The following is a 16,480-nucleotide window of genomic DNA, read 5'->3' as shown; positions in this document are numbered from 1 at the left end:
GTCTGATGGGCGCCCACGAATTGATTGAGCCGCGCTCAGCCGTCTCCCGGGTCGAGGGGGTACTCGCCTGGCTTGGCGGCGGACACTGGCGCGAATTGGGGGAACGTCACGAGCGGTCCACCCACGCCGTCGCGGGCGCGGTGGTGCTGCTCGGAGCCGTGTTGGCGTGGCTGGTCGCGGCCTTGGCCGTCGATGCATCGGCACGCTGGCCGCTGATCGCCGTAGTCGCGCTGACGCTGATCTTCGGTCTGCTGGTCGGGGCGGTGACGCGGGGCATCGCAAGCGGCCCTCACCGCGGTCGGCCCGGCATCGCGGGACGGATCGTCGTGGCGGTGGCGGTCGGCGTCGTCGTCGGCGAACTCGCCGCACTGGTCGTGTTCTCCCGCTCGATCGATCACCGCCTCGAGGATCGCGCGCTCAGTACCGCGGACTCGGCGCCGGCGGTCGCGCAGGCGTCGGCGGCGCTGCAACAGACTCGGTCCGCGCGCAGCGCGCTGGACGCCGCGGTCACCCAGGCCCGCAATGGTCAGGACGACGCGTTGGTCGTGGCGCGTTGCGAATACCACCCCAGCCCGGCGTGCCCGCAGACCCGCATCACCGGCGATCCCGGCGCCGGACCCGAAACCCGAACGGCGAATGAGCTTCTGGCTGATGCGCAGCGCGAGCTCGACACCGCGCTGGCGGCCCGCGACCGCCAGGCGCCCGAATTGGACGCCACGATTTCGCGTGAGCAGCGGGCCGTGGACGATGCCCGCCAACGCGTGCTGGCCGAGGCCGGCCCGGGTGGCGTCGGGGCGCGCTGGATCGCGATGAACGACCTGACGTTCGCCGGCGTCGGGGCGCTGATGCTGCGGTTGCTGACCATCGCGTTTTTCGTGCTGGTGTACTTGCTTCCGCTGATCCTGCGGACCTGGCGCGGTGAGACCACCCAGGATCGCCACGCGACGGCGCGCGCGGAGCGTGAGCGTGCCGAGCTCGATGCGGACACCGCGATCGCGATCAAGCGGGCCGAGGTTCGCCGTGAGGCCGAAATTCTTTGGGCCGAACACCAACTCACTCAGGCCCGCCTGGCCATCGAGGCGCAGACCGAGATCGACCGCGAGCAGCAACGCCGTCGAGTCACCGAAGCCATCGAGGGACCGCAGCCCGCGGCGTCGGTGCGGACTTTCGAACCCGTGCAGGAAGACATCTACCTGCCGATCGCCGCCGAGGCCGAGGCCGCCAGCCGGGCCGTGCCCGAATTGCCCGCCGCTGCAGCGGTTTCCCGCGAGGAGACAGCGCCGGAGGTGGACAACCTGCCCGCGCAGATCGAGCCGGCCGACGAGCGCGCCATGCCGTCGATCCCCTCGATTCCCGACGCGACCCGGGCCGCGGCACGCTGGATTCGTCCGCTGGTGCCGCCCTTCGTCGCGCGGGCCATCGACAACACCACCGCGCCGCTGCGCACCGCGCGCCAGGTGTTCGAAGAGGTCGAGGAGATCACCTTCGCGCTCAGGCGTACTCGCAAGGTGACTTTCGACTCCGAGAGCTCTGAGCCGAGCGAGCATCGGTCGTCGACGACCGATGCGGCACCCACCGGTCGGGTCGCGTCGTCGCGCACCCACCACGAGACGCACGATCACCCACAGGTGGGTCGGCACTCCTCGGTGCGGCTCTGCGTCAAAGACGCCGACGGCCTACCGCTGGGACCGGCGGACAGCGAGCACCCGCGGGAGCTGACGGAGCGCGACGGCCCGCGCGAACTTCGCCCGCCCCAAGGGCCGCGCCAACTTCCGCCCGGGAAGTAGCCGCGGTCAGCTGACGGCCAGCTCGAGTCGTTCGAGACGGCGCACCAGCAGGCTGGGCAGCCACCGCCCCACGTCGGCCTGCTCGATCGTCGTGGTCCGTTCCAGCAGCAGGCGCAATACGATGGTGGCTTCCAGGCGGGCCAGCGCCGCCCCGACACAGAAGTGTGCCCCCTTGCCAAAACTGATGTGTCCCTTGGCTTCGGCGCGATCGAGCAGGAACTCGCCGGGTCTCTCGAAATGGGCCGGGTCGCGGTTGGCCGCGCCCCACAACAGCAACAGGTGCGAGCCGGCGGGCAGCTCGACGCCGGCCAGCACGGTGTCGTTGCGCACGTGCCGGTAGTGGCCCCGGAAGGGTGGCTCGTAACGCAGCGTCTCCTCGATGAATGCCGGTAGCAGCGAAGGGTTTTCGCGCACCTGCTGCTGGATGTCAAGACGGTTCGCGAGTATCCAGGCCGCGCTGCCCAGCAGCGATGCCGTCGACTCTCCCCCGGCGGCGAACAGAATCACCATCATCACCTGGGCGCCGACGCTGTCCAGCTTGCCCGACGCGCAGGCCACCGCGAGCTCGCCCAGCAGATTGTCCTGGGGATCGGCGGCGGCGAGCCCGAACTGTTCGTTGATGTAACCGCCGAGTTCCATCACCGCGACACCCGCGGCGGCCAGCTGTTCCTCGCCGACCAGCCCTTCGACCGTTTGGGTGGCGGCGTAGCCCCATTTCATCAACTGTGCGGCGTCGGCGGTTGGCACCCCGATCAGCTCGGCCACCACCATCATCGGCAGCCGGTTGGCCATGGCGTCCATCCATTCGATGCGTCCGTCGCGCAGCCCCTGGTGCCACAACCGCCCCGCGGTGTCGGTGGCGAATTGTTCGATCGCGCGGATCCGCCTCGACGCCAACTGGCGCACCACCAGCTTGCGGTGCACGGCGTGGGCGGGGTCGTCGGCGGTCGCGAGCACGTGCGTTGGTCCGTCGAGCGCATCCATCTCGAATGGCCTGACGGCGCCCCCGCCGGTGTAGGTCATGGTGGCGGTCAGGTTCGACGAGAAGTCCTCGGGCCGGGCGATGACGTCGTTGACGGCGTCCCAGCCGCAGACGGCATAGAACTCCGAGCCGGCGATGCGGTGCACCGCCCCCTCCGCGCGCATCCGCTCGTACAGCGGGTAGGGATCCTGCAGAGATTCGGCGCCGAAGAACGTGTCGGCCTGGGCTATGACGGTCACGGGTTCAGCGTGAGCAACGGATATCCACACGTCAACGGCGATGCGGAAAATTGAACACGGCTTCCGGGTGATGCCGGCCGAACCGTCTCATCGGGGATTTCGGACCTGCGACGACCGTGAGATAACTGGCGAGTATTGTCTCACCCTGAGATAGCGCCGTTCCAGTTTCTCGCTTCCAAGGGTGGTGGCCGATGACGCGCGACGACTGGTTGGTCGGAGGCGATCGCCGCAAAATCGCCACCGAGCGCATTTATGCGGCCGCCACCGAGATGATCACCCGTGAGGGGACGGATGGCTTCGACATCGACGCATTGGCCAAGCGCGTCCATTGTTCGCGAGCCACCATCTACCGCTATGCCGGCGGCAAGGCCGAGATCCGCGACGCGGTCATCACCCGCACGGCCTCGCGCATCATCGAGACGGTGCGGCAGACCGTCGAGAACATGAGCGGTCCGGAGCGGGTTGTCACCGCGATCACCGTGGCGCTCAAGCTGATCCGGGCCGATCCCCTGTACCACCTGATGAGCAGTCCGGTCCGGGCCGGCGACATCGCCTGGCTGACGGCGTCACCGCTGCTGGCCGGGTTCGCCACGGAATTGACCGGGCTCACCAACGGCGATGCGCACGGCGCGCAATGGGTGGTCCGCGTTGTGCTGTCGCTGATGTACTGGCCCGTCGGCGACGACGAGGCCGAGCGTGACCTGGTGCAGCGTTTTGTCGCGCCCGCTTACGCCGGCTGATTACTCGTCGCCGAAGGCGCCGTAGAGCTCGGGTAAGAAGCCGGCCAGATGGTTCATCTCCTGCGCGCAGTGCACGAGCAGATTCCGGGCGTTGGCCTCCGGGTCGCCGAGTATGCGAGACGCGATGGGGCGCACCGCCATTGAGGCCACACTTGGAGCGTTGCGCACCGCGATATGCGGGCCGCCCATCCAAAACCGGGACCGCATTTCGGACCCGGTCGGTGTCGAGCGGACATGGTGGATGAACCAGCCGACATCGACCGGGGCGTCACTGGCGCCCAGCCGCGCGCAGATCGCCACCGCATCGTCGCTGTCGGGGGGGCAGTCCAGCTGCGCGGGTTCGACGAATTGGATTGCGCCGTTGAGCATGGTCGAACCGATGTACTCGCTGATCAACGACCAGCGGCCGATGTAGCGCCGCGCGCCTTGCAGTCCGGCGTCTTTATCGTCTTGCAAGCCGTCCTTCCAGGCCGCCGACAGATGCGCCCTGGGGTGCCACAGCTTGTAACGGCGGGTGTCGCTGCCATGCCAGCCGAACCACCAGGACCACATCGCCGGCGTGACGCCGGGCATGTCGGTGCGTACCGACACCTGATAGCTCCCGTCGTCGAGAACTCCGTAGCCGTTCTCGGTCTGCTGGTAGCCCGCCTCCGCAACGGTCGCGGCCTCGTCGAATGTCGGCAAGGCCATCCCGCCTTGCGGGCCGTGCTGCAGCGCCTCAACGACATGTGTTGGCAGCGCCGCCATTTCGGGATTGAAGAACTTACCGAACGGCGTTTTCACGTCGTCGTTGCGGTAGCCGAGGTACAGATCGCCGGCCATCAGAGTCGTCCCATCCACGCGTTGAACAGACCATCCGGGTCATAGGCCGCTCGTATCTTGTCCAGCCGGGCCATGGCTTCGTCGCTGGCGAATCGCGCCGGACGCTGACCGAGGTTCTCGTCGGCGAGCTGAATGCCGGTGGCCAGATGCGACATCGCGGCCATGTTGGAGCGCGCCCAGTCGCCGTACTTCGCGTCGTCGGATTCGTTCTTCCAGGCGCCGTAGAGCGCCAGGTAGACCTCGTCTTCGATGCTGTAGGCCATGTCCGGGCGGGCCGGTGACGGCCCCCAGTTCAGCCACAGGAAGTGCGACGGGTGGTCGGGGATCGTGTCGATGATGTCGTGAATGCCCGGCAGCAGGTCTTCGGCGGAGGCCGACGTCCACATGTTGTCGGCCGCGTAGCGGTGGTCGGAGAGATAGTTGCTCATCACGGCGGTATACCAGGTGGGCATATCGGTTGGCATGTAAGGGATTTTGACCAGTGCCTTGTCGACAACGGGCACGGTTCCGAAGATCGCCAGGGCCTGTTCGGCTTCCTTCTCGGTGTCGGCGAATGCCGGCGAGGCGAACGTGATGGCCGGGGTCTCGAGGTTCATGCTCGGGACGCTTCTGCTCGCCACGATTTGCATTTCGACGCGGCGGTCCACCTCAGCGCTGACGTTGCGCGCCCACGTGTAGATCTCGTCGGCGAGTTCGATCGGATAGACGTAGACGCTGGTGCCGCAGGCGCCGGGGCGAGGATACAGCTTGAGGTAGAACGAGGTGACCACGGCGAAGAAGCCGGGCCCGGCGCCACGCGCGGCCCAGTACAGGTCGGCGTGATTGTCTGCGTCGCAGTGGATCTGCTCACCGTCGGCGGTGATCACATCCAGCCCGATGACGTTCTCACAGGCCAGGCCCCAGACCCGGCTGTTCCAGCCGTAGCCGCCCTGCAGCAGGTATCCGCCGAGGCACACGCCCTTGCAGTGCCCGGCGGGAAAGAAGAAATTCTGCGCTTCCAGCTCACCCATCAGGATGCTGCCGCCCTTGCCGGGGCCGACGACGGCAATGCCCTTTTCGGCGTCGATCGTCGCGTGGTCGATCCGGCTCACGTCGAGCAGCACGGCCCCGTCGCGGAGGTGGTTGGCCGCCCAACTATGGCCTCCCGAGCGGATATTGACCTTGAGGCCGTTGGCTTTGGCGTAGCGCAGCCCGGCGACGATGTCGTCGGAATCGACGGCCTGAATGATCAGCTCCGGGTAGCGCCCGGGCACCCGCAGGTTCCATACGGTGCCGCTGCGGGCGGCTTCATACCCATCATCGGTGCGAAAAAAGTGCCGCCCTGCAGGTAGCGCACTCATTTGGAGCTCCTTTGATCCATATTACGGTTCTTGATGATCCGTAATGCGGAACACTATAGTGGAGGTGTGCCGCTCGGGGAACCCACACCGCCCACGAATCGCGACGAAGGCATCCAGGTGCTGCGCCGTGCCGCCGCCGCATTGGACGAGATCGCCGCCGAGCCGGGACGGCTGCGGTTGGTCGACCTCGGTGAGCGCCTCGGGCTGGCCAAATCGACGGCGCGGCGCCTGCTGGTCGGCCTGGTGGAAGTCGGGCTGGCCGGTGTGGATTCGCAGGGCCATTTCTCGCTGGGTGAGCGCTTGCTGGGTTTTGGCAGTGCCGCCGGGCCGCACGTCTCGGCGATGTTCCGGCCGACCATCGAGCGGGTTGCGCGCGCAACCGACGGTGAAACGGTCGACCTGTCCGTGTTGCGTGGCCAGCGGATGTGGTTTGTCGACCAGATCGAATCGTCGCACCGGCTGCGTGCGGTCTCGGCGGTCGGTGTCCGGTTCCCGCTGGAGGTGACCGCCAACGGCAAGGCGGCACTGGCAGCGCTGGGCGATGCCGAGGCCGAGGCGGTGATCTCCCGGTTCAGTTCGCCGGTGGCCGATCGGTTGCGCCGCGAGACCGCCGAGATCCGGCGGACGGGCATCGCGTTCGACCGGGGCGAACACACCCCCGGGATTTCGGCGGCCGCGATCGCGCGACGGACCTTGGGAGACAACGTCGTCGCCATCTCGGTGCCGGCACCCACCGAGCGCTTCCTGGAAAAGGAACAGCGCATCCTCGCAGCATTGCGCACGGCGGCCGACTCACCGGCGTGGACTCGTTGACGAGGCGTGAAGGGGCCGTGAAAACTCGCCGACGGACGGGCGCCGGGGCCGGGCGATTACGGCGTTAGCTCGGCCGATTCCCGGCATGGGTTGGCACGGCCGTGGTACCCCCCAGGGACCCCGGCCGCGCCAAGTTCGTGCTCACTTCTCAACAGCTCAGCGCTGCCGCTCCACTGAACAACTGGCCCCACTCGTGGCGTGCAGCCGACTGCGCCTCGATGAAGCTCGATGTCTTTTCGCCCTCGCCGGCAAGGTGGACGAGCGCCCATGCCATCGCGAACACCGGAACCTTGTGACGCAATGCGGCAGTGTGCAGTTCGTCGAACGCCGTGTCCGAACGGCACCGGCGAAGTCCGATGATGATCCCCCGCGCAGTGTCGAGAATGCGGCTGGAGTTCGGTCCGCACGAAGTCTGTGCGGGAACCCAGTTCGCCATACTCTTCAACCTCCTGTTGCGCCCCCGACGACATCCGCTACTCGCCGTAGCGAACGAGAATCCGGGCGAGAACGCATGACTCGCCATCGTGATTCTCAAAGGCGCACTGTGCCATGATTTGTGGAATGGCGCCGTTACGCCATACCGCCGTACACATCGATATGTGCTTGTGACCGTGTCGATACCGAATTCGACACCAATCGGATTGGGGCGTAACACGGCTCGCAGTTCCGCCCAAATGCTGTGTAAGTGCTAATCGCAGAACGCTTTTGGCGGGCCGAGTGACCCGACCGGATCGCGTTGCGGTCCTTCGAGCAAAAGCGCGCGCCGGGACGGCGGACGCGAGCGGGTCGCTTCGCGGATGAAGCCGCCAGGGCGGCTCCCGCCGACGGGACCTACGACCTTGATGAACAGCGACGCCAACTCGACTACTCGCACCCCTTCGAGGACGCGTCGGGTACGTCGACAACGCCAACCCCTCGGTCGCGACCTGTCCTTGCTATTTTAGATATTCTAGTTACTCTAAGGGATATTGATAGCCCGGCTACAGCCACGCGCAGGTTTTCGTGGAAGAGATGCGATGGAGCCGATCGTTGGTCAGATCCCGATCCCCGGTGTGACGAGCCCCCGACGAGGGTCTGTCGAATGCGCACGGCAATAGGCACCGGAACGAAGGGCGGGCGATGGGCAGGGTAACGGGCAAGGTGGCCGTGATCAGCGGCGCCGCGCGGGGCCAGGGACGGTCACACGCGCGGATGCTGGCCGCGGAGGGCGCCGACATCATCGCGGTGGATCTGTGCGCGGACATCGACACGAACGAATACCCGCTGGCGCGCCCGGAGGATCTGGACGAGACCGCGCGGCTCGTCGAAAAAGAGGGGCAGCGCGCCCACACCGCCATCGCCGACGTTCGCGACCGGGTGGCCCTGTCCGCCGCGATCGACGAGGGCGTCGCCGAACTCGGGCACCTCGACATCGTGGTCGCCAACGCGGGCATCTGCCCGCTGACCGCGGGTCTGCCGCCGAAGGCGTTCGCCGACGCCGTGGACGTGGACCTGGTCGGCGTGCTCAACCTCGTCCACGCGAGCCTCAAACACCTGCAGGCCGGCGCGTCGATCATCGTGATCGGTTCCAACGCGGCATTCATGTCGTCGATGAACACCACCGGCATCGACGGCGGCCCCGGCGGAGCGGGGTATGCCTTCGCGAAACTCGCTGCGGCACATTATGTTAACGACTTCGCTCGGGCACTGGCCCCGTTCTCCATCCGGATGAACGCGGTACATCCGACCAACGTCAACACCGACATGCTGCACAGCCCCCCGATGTATCGAGCGTTCCGGCCGGACTTGAAGGAGCCGACCCGCGAGGACGCCGAACCGATCTTCCCGTTGGTCCAGGCGATGCCAATCCCCTACGTCGAACCCGAAGACATCAGCGAGGCCGTGCTGTTCCTCGCCTCCGACGCCGCCCGCTACATCACCGGACAGCAATTGCGCGTCGACGGCGGCGGCTTCCTCAAGGTCAAGCCGTGGTCGGGCGCGTGAGCGACTCCCCCGATCGCAAGCGCCTCTACGCGCTGATGGTACTGATGAAGGCCGCCGACGACCGGCTGTCCAAGGGCATCGCCACCGGCGAGTTCATGTGCGTGTACTGGCCGTCGCGTGGCCAGGAAGCCATCGCCGCGGCGATGGGGGTGACGCTACGACCCGACGACCAGCTGGTGACCACCTACCGCGGGCTACACGATCTGATCGGCAAGGGGGTTCCGCTCGAGGAGATCTACGGCGAGATGATGGGCCGCACCGTCGGGGCCGGCCGCGGTAAAGGCGGCACCATGCACATCGCCAAACCCGAAGTGGGCGTGATGCTTTCGACCGGCATCGTCGGCGCCGGGCCGCCGGTGGCCGTCGGGCTGGCGATGGCCGCCAAACGCAAGGGCCTCGATCGGGTCACGGTGGTCAGCTTCGGTGACGGCGCCACCAACACCGGCTCCTTTCACGAGGCCGCGAACATGGCGGCGCTGTGGGATCTGCCGCTGGTCTTCGTCTGCCAGAACAACCTCTACGCCGAAATGACGCCGACCCACGACACCATGAAGCTCGAGCGGGTCGCCGACCGGGCGGCCGGCTACGGCATGCCCGGCGTCCGGGTCGACGGCAACGACCCGCTGGCGGTGACAGCCGCTCTCGCCGAGGCGCTGCGGCGGGCGCGCCGCGGCGCGGGCCCGACCTTCATCGAGTGCGTGACGTTCCGTTTCCGCGGCCACTATTTCGGCGATCGGATGCCTTACATCCCCAAGGAACAGCTGGACGCGGCGATGGCCGCCGACCCGGTGCCGCGTTTCCGCCGACATCTCGCCGAGGCCGGCATCTGCGACGAGCAGGAACTCGCCCGCATCGACGACGACGCGCTGGCCGCGGTCGAATCCGCCCTGCAGACCGTGCTGAACGCGGAGTCCCCGGCGGTCGACGAACTGGACCGTGATGTGTATGCCACCCCGATCAAGTTCCCGGTGTAGAGGCATGGACGAAAAAGAGATGACCATGCGCGAGGCACTGAACCTCGCGCTGGATCAGGCGCTGGCCGCCGACGACCGAGTGTTCTTGCTGGGCGAGGACATCGCGGATCCGGGTGCGTCGGGACCGACCGCGGGATTGTCGACGAAGCACGGCCAAGACCGGGTACTGGACACCCCGATCTCGGAGGCCGCGATCGTCGGCGCGGCGATCGGCGCGGCGATCGACGGGCTGTTGCCGGTGGCCGAGATCATGATCATGGACTTCATCGGTATCGCCGCCGACCAGCTGATCAACAACGCCGCCAAGCTGCGGTTCATGACCGCCGGCCGGACGACGGCGCCGATCACCATTCGCACCCAGGTGTATGCCGGGCTGGCCACCGGTGCCACGCACTCCCAGAGCCTGGAGGCGTGGTTCATGCACATCCCGGGAATGAAGCTGATCGTGCCGTCCACCCCGCGCGACGGCAAAGGCCTACTGACAGCGGCGATCTTCGACGAAGACCCCTGCCTGTTCGTCGAGACCATCCGCTTGCAGAGCAAGAAGGGGCCGGTCCCCGTCGACCCCGGGTTCTCGATTCCCTTGGGCCGGGCCGACATCAAGCGGCCGGGCACCGACGTGACGCTGATCAGCTACGGACGCAGCGTGCACGACGCGCTCGCGGCGGCCGCCACCCTGGCCACCCACGGCGTCAGCGCCGAAGTCGTCGACCTGCGCACGCTGGTGCCGCTGGACGTCGAGACCATCGTGGCATCCGCCCGCCGTACCCGTCGAGCCGTAATCGTCCATGACGCGGTCCAATTCGCCGGCCCCGGGGCGGAGATCGCCGCGATCCTGCAATCGGAGTTGTTCGGCGAACTCGCCGCTCCCGTCGAGCGGGTGGGCGCCCGGTTCGTCCCCAACCCGGCCGCCGCCGCGCTCGAGGCGCAGGTGTACCCGTCGCCGGCCCGGATTGTAGCGGCCGCGCAGCAAACCCTGGATAGGGCGGAAGCGCATGGCTGACTTCGTGATTCGGATTCCCCGGGTGTCGGTCGCGGTGGCCGAGGCCGAACTCACCGGCCTGCTCGTCGATGCCGGCGAGCACGTCGAGGCGGGTACGCCGATCTACGTGATCGCCACCGAGAAAGCCGAGCAGGAAATCGAGGCCGGAGCATCCGGCACCGTCCAGTGGACGGGCCAGGTCGGGACGATCTACGACATCGGCGCCGAAATCGGTGTGATCACGTCATAACGAAAGGGCAAAGCATATGGACCTCAACGAGACTCGCGAACGCATCATCTACCAGAAGGATGGTCCGATCGCGAAGATCACGCTCAACTGGCCGGAGAAGGCCAACGCGCAGGACCAGAAGCTGGCCGAGGAAGTCGATGCCGCGCTGGCCGACGCCGACCGCGACTACGACATCAAGGTGCTGGTGCTCAAGGCCAACGGCAAGGGCTTCTGCTCCGGGCATGCGATCGGAAACAACGCGGTCGACTATCCGTCGTTCGTGGAAAACGCGATGGTGACGGGCCACCCGTGGAAGGCGCAGGGGGATCTCTTCGTCAAGCCGACCCTGAACCTGTGGGAGTTCTCCAAGCCCACCATCGCGCAGGTGCACGGCTACTGCGTGGGCGGCGGGACGCACATGGGCCTGACCACCGACATCGTCATCGCCGCCGACGACGCCTACTTCTCTTACCCACCGCTGCAGGGGTTCGGTATGCCGTCCGGTGAATGTTCCATCGAGCCATGGGTGTTCATGAACTGGCGTCGTGCGGCCTACTACCTGTTCACCGCGGAGGTGATCGACGCCAAGAGGGCGCTGGAGGTGGGCCTGGTCAACGAGGTGGTCAAGCGCGAGGACCTGGACGCCCGCGTCGACGCAATCGCCCGCCACATCGCCCAGGCGCCGTTGACGACGCTGATGCTCACCAAGGCGAATCTGAAGCGAGCCTGGGAGCTGATGGGCATGCGGGTGCACTGGCAGAGCTCCAACGACCTCGTCGCGCTCGCCTCGATCAGCAAGGACGTGCAGCAGTTGATCCAGACCGTGTTCAAGGACAAGGTGCTGCCGTCCGAGCACGCCCGGCGCCAGGCCGCGGCCGCCGCCCAGACCGACGGCGCCGCGTCGACCTAGGTCTGCTGGTGAACATCGCCGACCACGCCGCACAGTCGCCGGCCCTGATCGCCGACGGCAGCGTGATCTCGTTCGGCGAGCTGTTCGAGCGGAGCCAACGGGTCGCCGCGGCGCTGCACGATGCGGGCCTGGGCCGCGGCGACGGAGTGGCACTGGTGCTGCCGAACCGTCCGGAATTCTTCGAAATCACCTGGGGCTGCCAGCTTTCCGGGCTCTACTACACCGCCGTCAACACTCACTTCACCGCCGAAGAGGTCGCCTACGTGATCGGTGACTCCGACGCCAAAGCGGTGTTCGTGGACGCGTCGATGCCCGAGATCGCCGCGCACGTACGCGAGGTGAACACCGCGGTCGACGTCCACATCAGCGTGGGCGGTGAGTTACCGGGCTGGGATCGGTACGAGCAGGCGCTGGCCGCCGCGGGCGATGCGCCGCCGATGTCGGACGGATCCGAGATGCTGTACTCGTCGGGCACCACGGGACGGCCCAAGGCGGTGCGCCGGCCGCTGCCCACCGACGGCAACGGCTCCTGGGCGCAGTCGGTGCTCGAGACGGCGCTGATCCACCGCTACGGTATGAACCAATCGAGTGTGTACCTGTCCCCCGCGCCGCTGTACCACGCGGCCGGCGTGAACTACACCATGGCGGCCAACCGGGTGGGCGCCACGTCGATCATCATGAAAAAGTTCGACGCCGAGGCGGTGTTGCGTCTGATCGAGACGCACCGGGTGACCCACGCCCAGTTCGTACCGACGATGTTCGTCCGGATGCTCAAACTGCCCGAGGCGGTGCGCCGCGGCTACAACGTCTCCAGCCTGCGCTGTGTGATCCACGCGGCCGCCCCCTGCCCGGTGGACGTCAAGCATCAGATGATGGACTGGTTCGGACCGATCATCCACGAATACTACGGCGGCACAGAAGGTTTCGCCGGAACCGTGATCGGCCCGCAGGAGTGGCTCGCCCACCCCGGCTCGGTGGGCATCCCGATGGCCCCGGTGCACGTGGTCGGCGACGACGGTCAAGAGCTTCCCATCGGCCAGGCTGGAGAGCTTTACTTCGAGGGTGGACCCGAGTTCGAGTACTTCAAGGATCCCGCCAAAACCGCGTCGGTGTACAACGACCGCGGCTGGCGTTCCTTGGGGGACATGGGATACGTCGATGAGGACGGCTACATGTACCTGACCGATCGCGCGACCTTCACGATCGTCTCCGGCGGGGTCAACATCTACCCGCAGGAGGCGGAGAACCTCCTGATCATGCATCCCAAACTGGTCGATGCCGCGGTCTTCGGCGTGCCCAACGCCGAGTTCGGCGAAGAGGTCAAGGCCGTCGTGCAGCCCGTGGCGGGCTTCGACCCCGGGCCCGACTTCGAGGCCGAGCTGATTGCGTACTGCCGAGCCCACCTGGCCGGCTACAAGTGCCCGCGCACAGTCGAATTCGACCCCGAATTGCCTCGCGATCCCAACGGGAAGCTCTACAAGAGGCGGATCCGCGAGCGGTACTGGCAGGGACGGGCATCACGGATCGTGTGAGCCGACACAAGGGATGACGAGATGGCTGTAGAGACAGGTTCGAGACGAGGCCAGGCGAACTGGTCGGCGTTGCCGGTGCCGTGGGCCGTGGCGGCCGCCGATCGAATTCCCAAGCAGCGCTATTACGACCCGGATTTCTACGCGCTCGAGGCGCAGATGTTGTGGCCGCGGGTGTGGCAGATGGCCTGCCGGCTCGAGGAGATTCCCAGGCCCGGGGACTACGTCACCTACGAGATTCTCCAAGACTCGATCATCGTGGTGCGCGTCGACGCCGAGAATGTGCGGGCCTATCACAACGCGTGCCGCCACCGCGGGGTAAAGCTGGTGGAAGGCAACGGTAATCGCCGCACCTTCGTCTGCCCGTTCCACGGCTGGTGCTGGGGCATCGACGGGCGCAATACGTTCGTGCTGCAGCCCGAGGCTTTCGCCGAAGGCAACATGCACCCGGACGACCTGCAGCTGGTTTCGGTCCGCTGCGAGCTGTGGGGCGGCTGCGCGTGGATCAACCTCGACGACGGGGCGCCGGCGCTGCGGGACTGCATGGAACCGTTCGCGTCAATCTATGACGCCTGGCACGTCGAAACGCTGCGCACCGAGTGGTGGCAATCGTGCCGGCTTCCGGTGAACTGGAAGCTGGCGACGGCGGCCTTCATGGAGGGCTACCACGTTCCGCAGACGCACCCGCAGCTGCTGCCGACGAGCATGCCGAGCTCCTCGAAGCCACCCGGGCTTGCCCGGACCAACCTGTACTTCATGCGCACGCTCGGCGAAGGCATGGCCGGGATGACGCACGCGAACGACATCCGGATCGCCGAGGGCCTACAGAACATCGAGCTGCCGGACGATCCGGCCGCGGCGATGGCCATCTGGCGCAGCACGCTCAACGATGCGATCGTCAGCTGGCATCGTGCCCGGGGCTGCGACATGCCCGACTTGAATGACCTTGCGCGGCGCGGGATCACCGAGGCGATCAATTTCGCCTTTCCGCATTACTTCCTGCTGCCGCAGTACAGCAGCGCCTCGTCCTACCGGATCCGGCCCCTGGGTCCGGAGGAGACGCTGTTCGAGATCTGGTCGCTCACCCGCATCCCACCGGATCAGGTCACGGGCAAGCCGACCCCGCCGGAACCGATGGCACCCGACGACCCGCGCTGGCCGCCGATTCCCGCCCAGGACTTCTCCAACCTGCCACGCCAGCAAAAAGGATTGCACTCCAAGGGGTTTGAGTTCATGCGATTATCCGACCAGATCGAAGGGCTGATCTCGAATTTCGAGCGGGTCATCGACGGGTTCCTCGCCGGCCTGCCCTACGACACGCTGGTTCCCGCTATCCGGAAGACCAACACCACCATCGACGTGCCCATCGCGGACCTCGGCTTCGGCTCATGAGCACTGCCTGGGACCGCTCGGTAGACCTGCTGATCGCGGGCAGCGGCGGGGGCGGCATGGTGGCGGGGCTGGCGGCGCTGGACAGCGGCCTGGAGCCGCTGATCGTCGAGAAGCAGGCCCTGGTCGGCGGATCCACCGGGCTGTCCGGCGGCATCGTCTGGCTGCCGAACAACCCGTTGATGCGCGCCGACGGCATCGCCGACTCACACGAAGACGGTTTGGCCTATCTGGCCGACGTGGTCGGCGACATCGGCGCGGCCTCCTCGCCGGCGCGCCGCGAGATGTTCCTCACGGCGGGCTACGAGATGATCAACTTCCTCGTCCGCAAGGGTGTCCGGCTGGTCCGCTGCGCGGGATGGAGCGACTACTACCCGAACCACAAGGGCGGCAACGAATCCGGCCGCGCCGTCGAGGGCATTCCCTTCGACGCCGCCGAGCTCGGCAGCTGGCACGACAAGGTGCAGCCGCCGCTGGCCAAGAACTACGGGTACGTGGTGCTGACCAACGAACTGCGATCGGTCCAGTACTTCAACCGTGCGCCGCGCGCGTTCGCCGTTGCCACCAAGGTGTTCCTGCGCACCGCCGCGGCGCGGGCACGCCGGGCCCAGATCCTCACCAACGGCTCCTCACTGATCGCGCAGATGCTCAAGGCGCTGATCGAAATCGGCGGCGATCAACCGCCGCTGTGGACGAACACCGCGATGGAGGACCTGATCGTCGAGGACGGCCGGGTCGCCGGCGCTCGCGTCAACCGGGACGGCGTCGCGCTGAACATCGAGGCGCGCAAGGGAGTTCTGTTGGCCGCCGGCGGCTTCGGCCACAACAAGCAGATGCGCCGCCGCTACAGCGGCGACCAGCCCAACGAAGGCCAGTGGTCGATCGCCAACGCCGGCGACACCGGCGAAGTGCTCGAGACGGCGATGCGGCTGGGCGCCAAGACCGATCTGCTCGACGAGGCGTGGTGGCTGCCTTCGGTTTTCATCGCCAACGGGGGCGCCGTCGCCTCGTCGCTGGGCTCGGGGCGACAGCGGCCCGGTGCCATCTACGTCGACTCCACCGGTCGGCGGTTCTGTAACGAGTCGAACTCCTACGTCGAGGTCGGCAAGGCGATGTACGCCAACAAGGCGGTGCCCTGCTGGATGATTTTCGACGACGGATACGTGCGCCGATACGTCACCAGTTCCAATCCGCTGAAACGCAATAAGCAGCTGCCCCCCGAGTTGATCGAAAAGGGTGCGGTGATGCGGGGTGTCACGATCGCCGACCTGGCCCGCCAGATCGATCTGCCCGCCGACGAGCTGTCGCGCACCATCGAACGGTTCAACCGGTATTCCGCCAAGGGCTTGGATCCCGACTTTTCGCGCGGCCAGTCGGCCTACAACGACTGTCTTGGCGATCCGGGATATCGGCCGAACGCCGCGATCGGCCCGCTGGATCGGGCGCCGTACTACGCGACCCGGGTGCTGCCGGCCGATGTCGGAACATGCGGGGGCGTGATCACCAACGAGCACGCCCAGGTACTCGATCAGCAGGACCAGGTGATCGACGGCCTGTACGCGACGGGCAACACCACCGCGACGGTGATGGGCCGCACGTATCCGGGTGCCGGCGCGAGCATCGCCAACTCGATGGTTTTCGGGTATGTCGCCGCACGGCATGCGGCCGGGCGCAAGATCGCCGGCCAGAAGAGCCGCTAGCGGGGAACAGCCGCAGCGGGCCGCCCACCTCACCGAGCGTGAAGCTGGTTTCACGCTCGTC

Annotated in this window: 15 protein-coding genes; 11 read left to right on the top strand and 4 right to left on the bottom strand. The window is 67.0% G+C overall.

What is annotated here, in order from left to right; translation table 11 throughout:
- The first annotated feature begins 5 nt into the window (after positions 1 to 5).
- Complete coding sequence (locus tag BN973_RS15195) at positions 6 to 1,787, top strand: DUF4407 domain-containing protein (protein WP_036469072.1); 1,782 nt, start codon at positions 6 to 8, stop codon at positions 1,785 to 1,787.
- A gap of 6 nt (positions 1,788 to 1,793) precedes the next feature.
- On the opposite strand, the gene BN973_RS15190 is transcribed toward BN973_RS15195, so the two are convergent.
- Positions 1,794 to 3,008 carry a cytochrome P450 gene (locus BN973_RS15190; RefSeq protein ID WP_051641279.1) on the bottom strand — a complete coding sequence of 405 codons (1,215 nt, stop codon included), beginning with the start codon at positions 3,006 to 3,008 and terminating at the stop codon, positions 1,794 to 1,796.
- A 191-nt stretch (positions 3,009 to 3,199) separates the two neighbouring features.
- On the opposite strand from BN973_RS15190, the gene BN973_RS15185 reads away from it, so the two are divergent.
- Positions 3,200 to 3,748 carry a TetR/AcrR family transcriptional regulator gene (locus tag BN973_RS15185; protein ID WP_036469071.1) on the top strand — a complete coding sequence of 183 codons (549 nt, stop codon included), beginning with the start codon at positions 3,200 to 3,202 and terminating at the stop codon, positions 3,746 to 3,748.
- On the opposite strand, the gene BN973_RS15180 is transcribed toward BN973_RS15185, so the two are convergent.
- Together BN973_RS15180 and BN973_RS15175 are read right to left on the bottom strand one after the other, a co-directional pair.
- On the bottom strand, positions 3,749 to 4,570 hold the full coding sequence (locus tag BN973_RS15180; RefSeq protein ID WP_036469070.1) for a DAPG hydrolase family protein: 822 nt from the start codon (positions 4,568 to 4,570) through the stop codon (positions 3,749 to 3,751).
- Entirely contained in the window at positions 4,570 to 5,910 is a 1,341-nt protein-coding gene (locus tag BN973_RS15175) for an FAD-binding oxidoreductase (protein ID WP_036469069.1), read from the bottom strand. The genes BN973_RS15180 and BN973_RS15175 overlap by 1 nt, the downstream gene beginning before the upstream one ends.
- A gap of 33 nt (positions 5,911 to 5,943) precedes the next feature.
- Between BN973_RS15175 and BN973_RS15170 the strand changes: the two genes are divergently transcribed.
- Entirely contained in the window at positions 5,944 to 6,723 is a 780-nt protein-coding gene (locus tag BN973_RS15170) for an IclR family transcriptional regulator (protein WP_051641278.1), read from the top strand.
- 148 nt (positions 6,724 to 6,871) lie between these two features.
- Here BN973_RS15170 and BN973_RS15165 read toward each other — a convergent pair whose 3' ends face one another.
- The gene (locus BN973_RS15165; RefSeq protein ID WP_036469067.1) at positions 6,872 to 7,159 is read right to left on the bottom strand and encodes an ANTAR domain-containing protein; all 288 of its coding nucleotides are present in this window, start codon (positions 7,157 to 7,159) and stop codon (positions 6,872 to 6,874) included.
- A 683-nt stretch (positions 7,160 to 7,842) separates the two neighbouring features.
- On the opposite strand from BN973_RS15165, the gene BN973_RS15160 reads away from it, so the two are divergent.
- From BN973_RS15160 to BN973_RS15125, 8 genes are read left to right on the top strand one after another with little or no spacing between them, the layout of a single operon-like run.
- Positions 7,843 to 8,706, top strand: a complete 864-nt coding sequence (locus tag BN973_RS15160; RefSeq protein ID WP_036469065.1) for a mycofactocin-coupled SDR family oxidoreductase — start codon at positions 7,843 to 7,845, stop codon at positions 8,704 to 8,706.
- Positions 8,707 to 8,741: 35 nt separating this feature from the next.
- On the top strand, positions 8,742 to 9,680 hold the full coding sequence (locus tag BN973_RS15155; protein ID WP_084163620.1) for a thiamine pyrophosphate-dependent dehydrogenase E1 component subunit alpha: 939 nt from the start codon (positions 8,742 to 8,744) through the stop codon (positions 9,678 to 9,680).
- Positions 9,681 to 9,684: 4 nt separating this feature from the next.
- The gene (locus BN973_RS15150) at positions 9,685 to 10,683 is read left to right on the top strand and encodes an alpha-ketoacid dehydrogenase subunit beta (RefSeq protein ID WP_036469061.1); all 999 of its coding nucleotides are present in this window, start codon (positions 9,685 to 9,687) and stop codon (positions 10,681 to 10,683) included.
- Complete coding sequence (locus BN973_RS15145) at positions 10,676 to 10,912, top strand: biotin/lipoyl-containing protein (RefSeq protein WP_036469059.1); 237 nt, start codon at positions 10,676 to 10,678, stop codon at positions 10,910 to 10,912. Before BN973_RS15150 ends, BN973_RS15145 begins: the two co-directional genes overlap by 8 nt.
- Positions 10,913 to 10,928: 16 nt before the next feature.
- Positions 10,929 to 11,801, top strand: coding sequence for an enoyl-CoA hydratase-related protein (locus BN973_RS15140; protein WP_036469058.1), 873 nt, complete (start codon positions 10,929 to 10,931; stop codon positions 11,799 to 11,801).
- Between the two features lie 8 nt (positions 11,802 to 11,809).
- Entirely contained in the window at positions 11,810 to 13,333 is a 1,524-nt protein-coding gene (locus BN973_RS15135) for an acyl-CoA synthetase (protein ID WP_036469056.1), read from the top strand.
- A gap of 21 nt (positions 13,334 to 13,354) precedes the next feature.
- On the top strand, positions 13,355 to 14,722 hold the full coding sequence (locus BN973_RS15130) for an aromatic ring-hydroxylating oxygenase subunit alpha (protein ID WP_051641277.1): 1,368 nt from the start codon (positions 13,355 to 13,357) through the stop codon (positions 14,720 to 14,722).
- Entirely contained in the window at positions 14,719 to 16,419 is a 1,701-nt protein-coding gene (locus tag BN973_RS15125; RefSeq protein ID WP_036469052.1) for an FAD-binding protein, read from the top strand. Before BN973_RS15130 ends, BN973_RS15125 begins: the two co-directional genes overlap by 4 nt.
- The last annotated feature ends 61 nt before the right edge of the window (positions 16,420 to 16,480 follow it).

The organism is Mycobacterium triplex, from assembly GCF_000689255.1.
In the GTDB taxonomy this organism is placed as follows: Bacteria; Actinomycetota; Actinomycetes; order Mycobacteriales; family Mycobacteriaceae; genus Mycobacterium; species Mycobacterium triplex.
The sequence above is the reverse complement of the archived record's forward strand: the minus strand, read 5'-3'. Positions and strand labels throughout refer to the sequence as shown.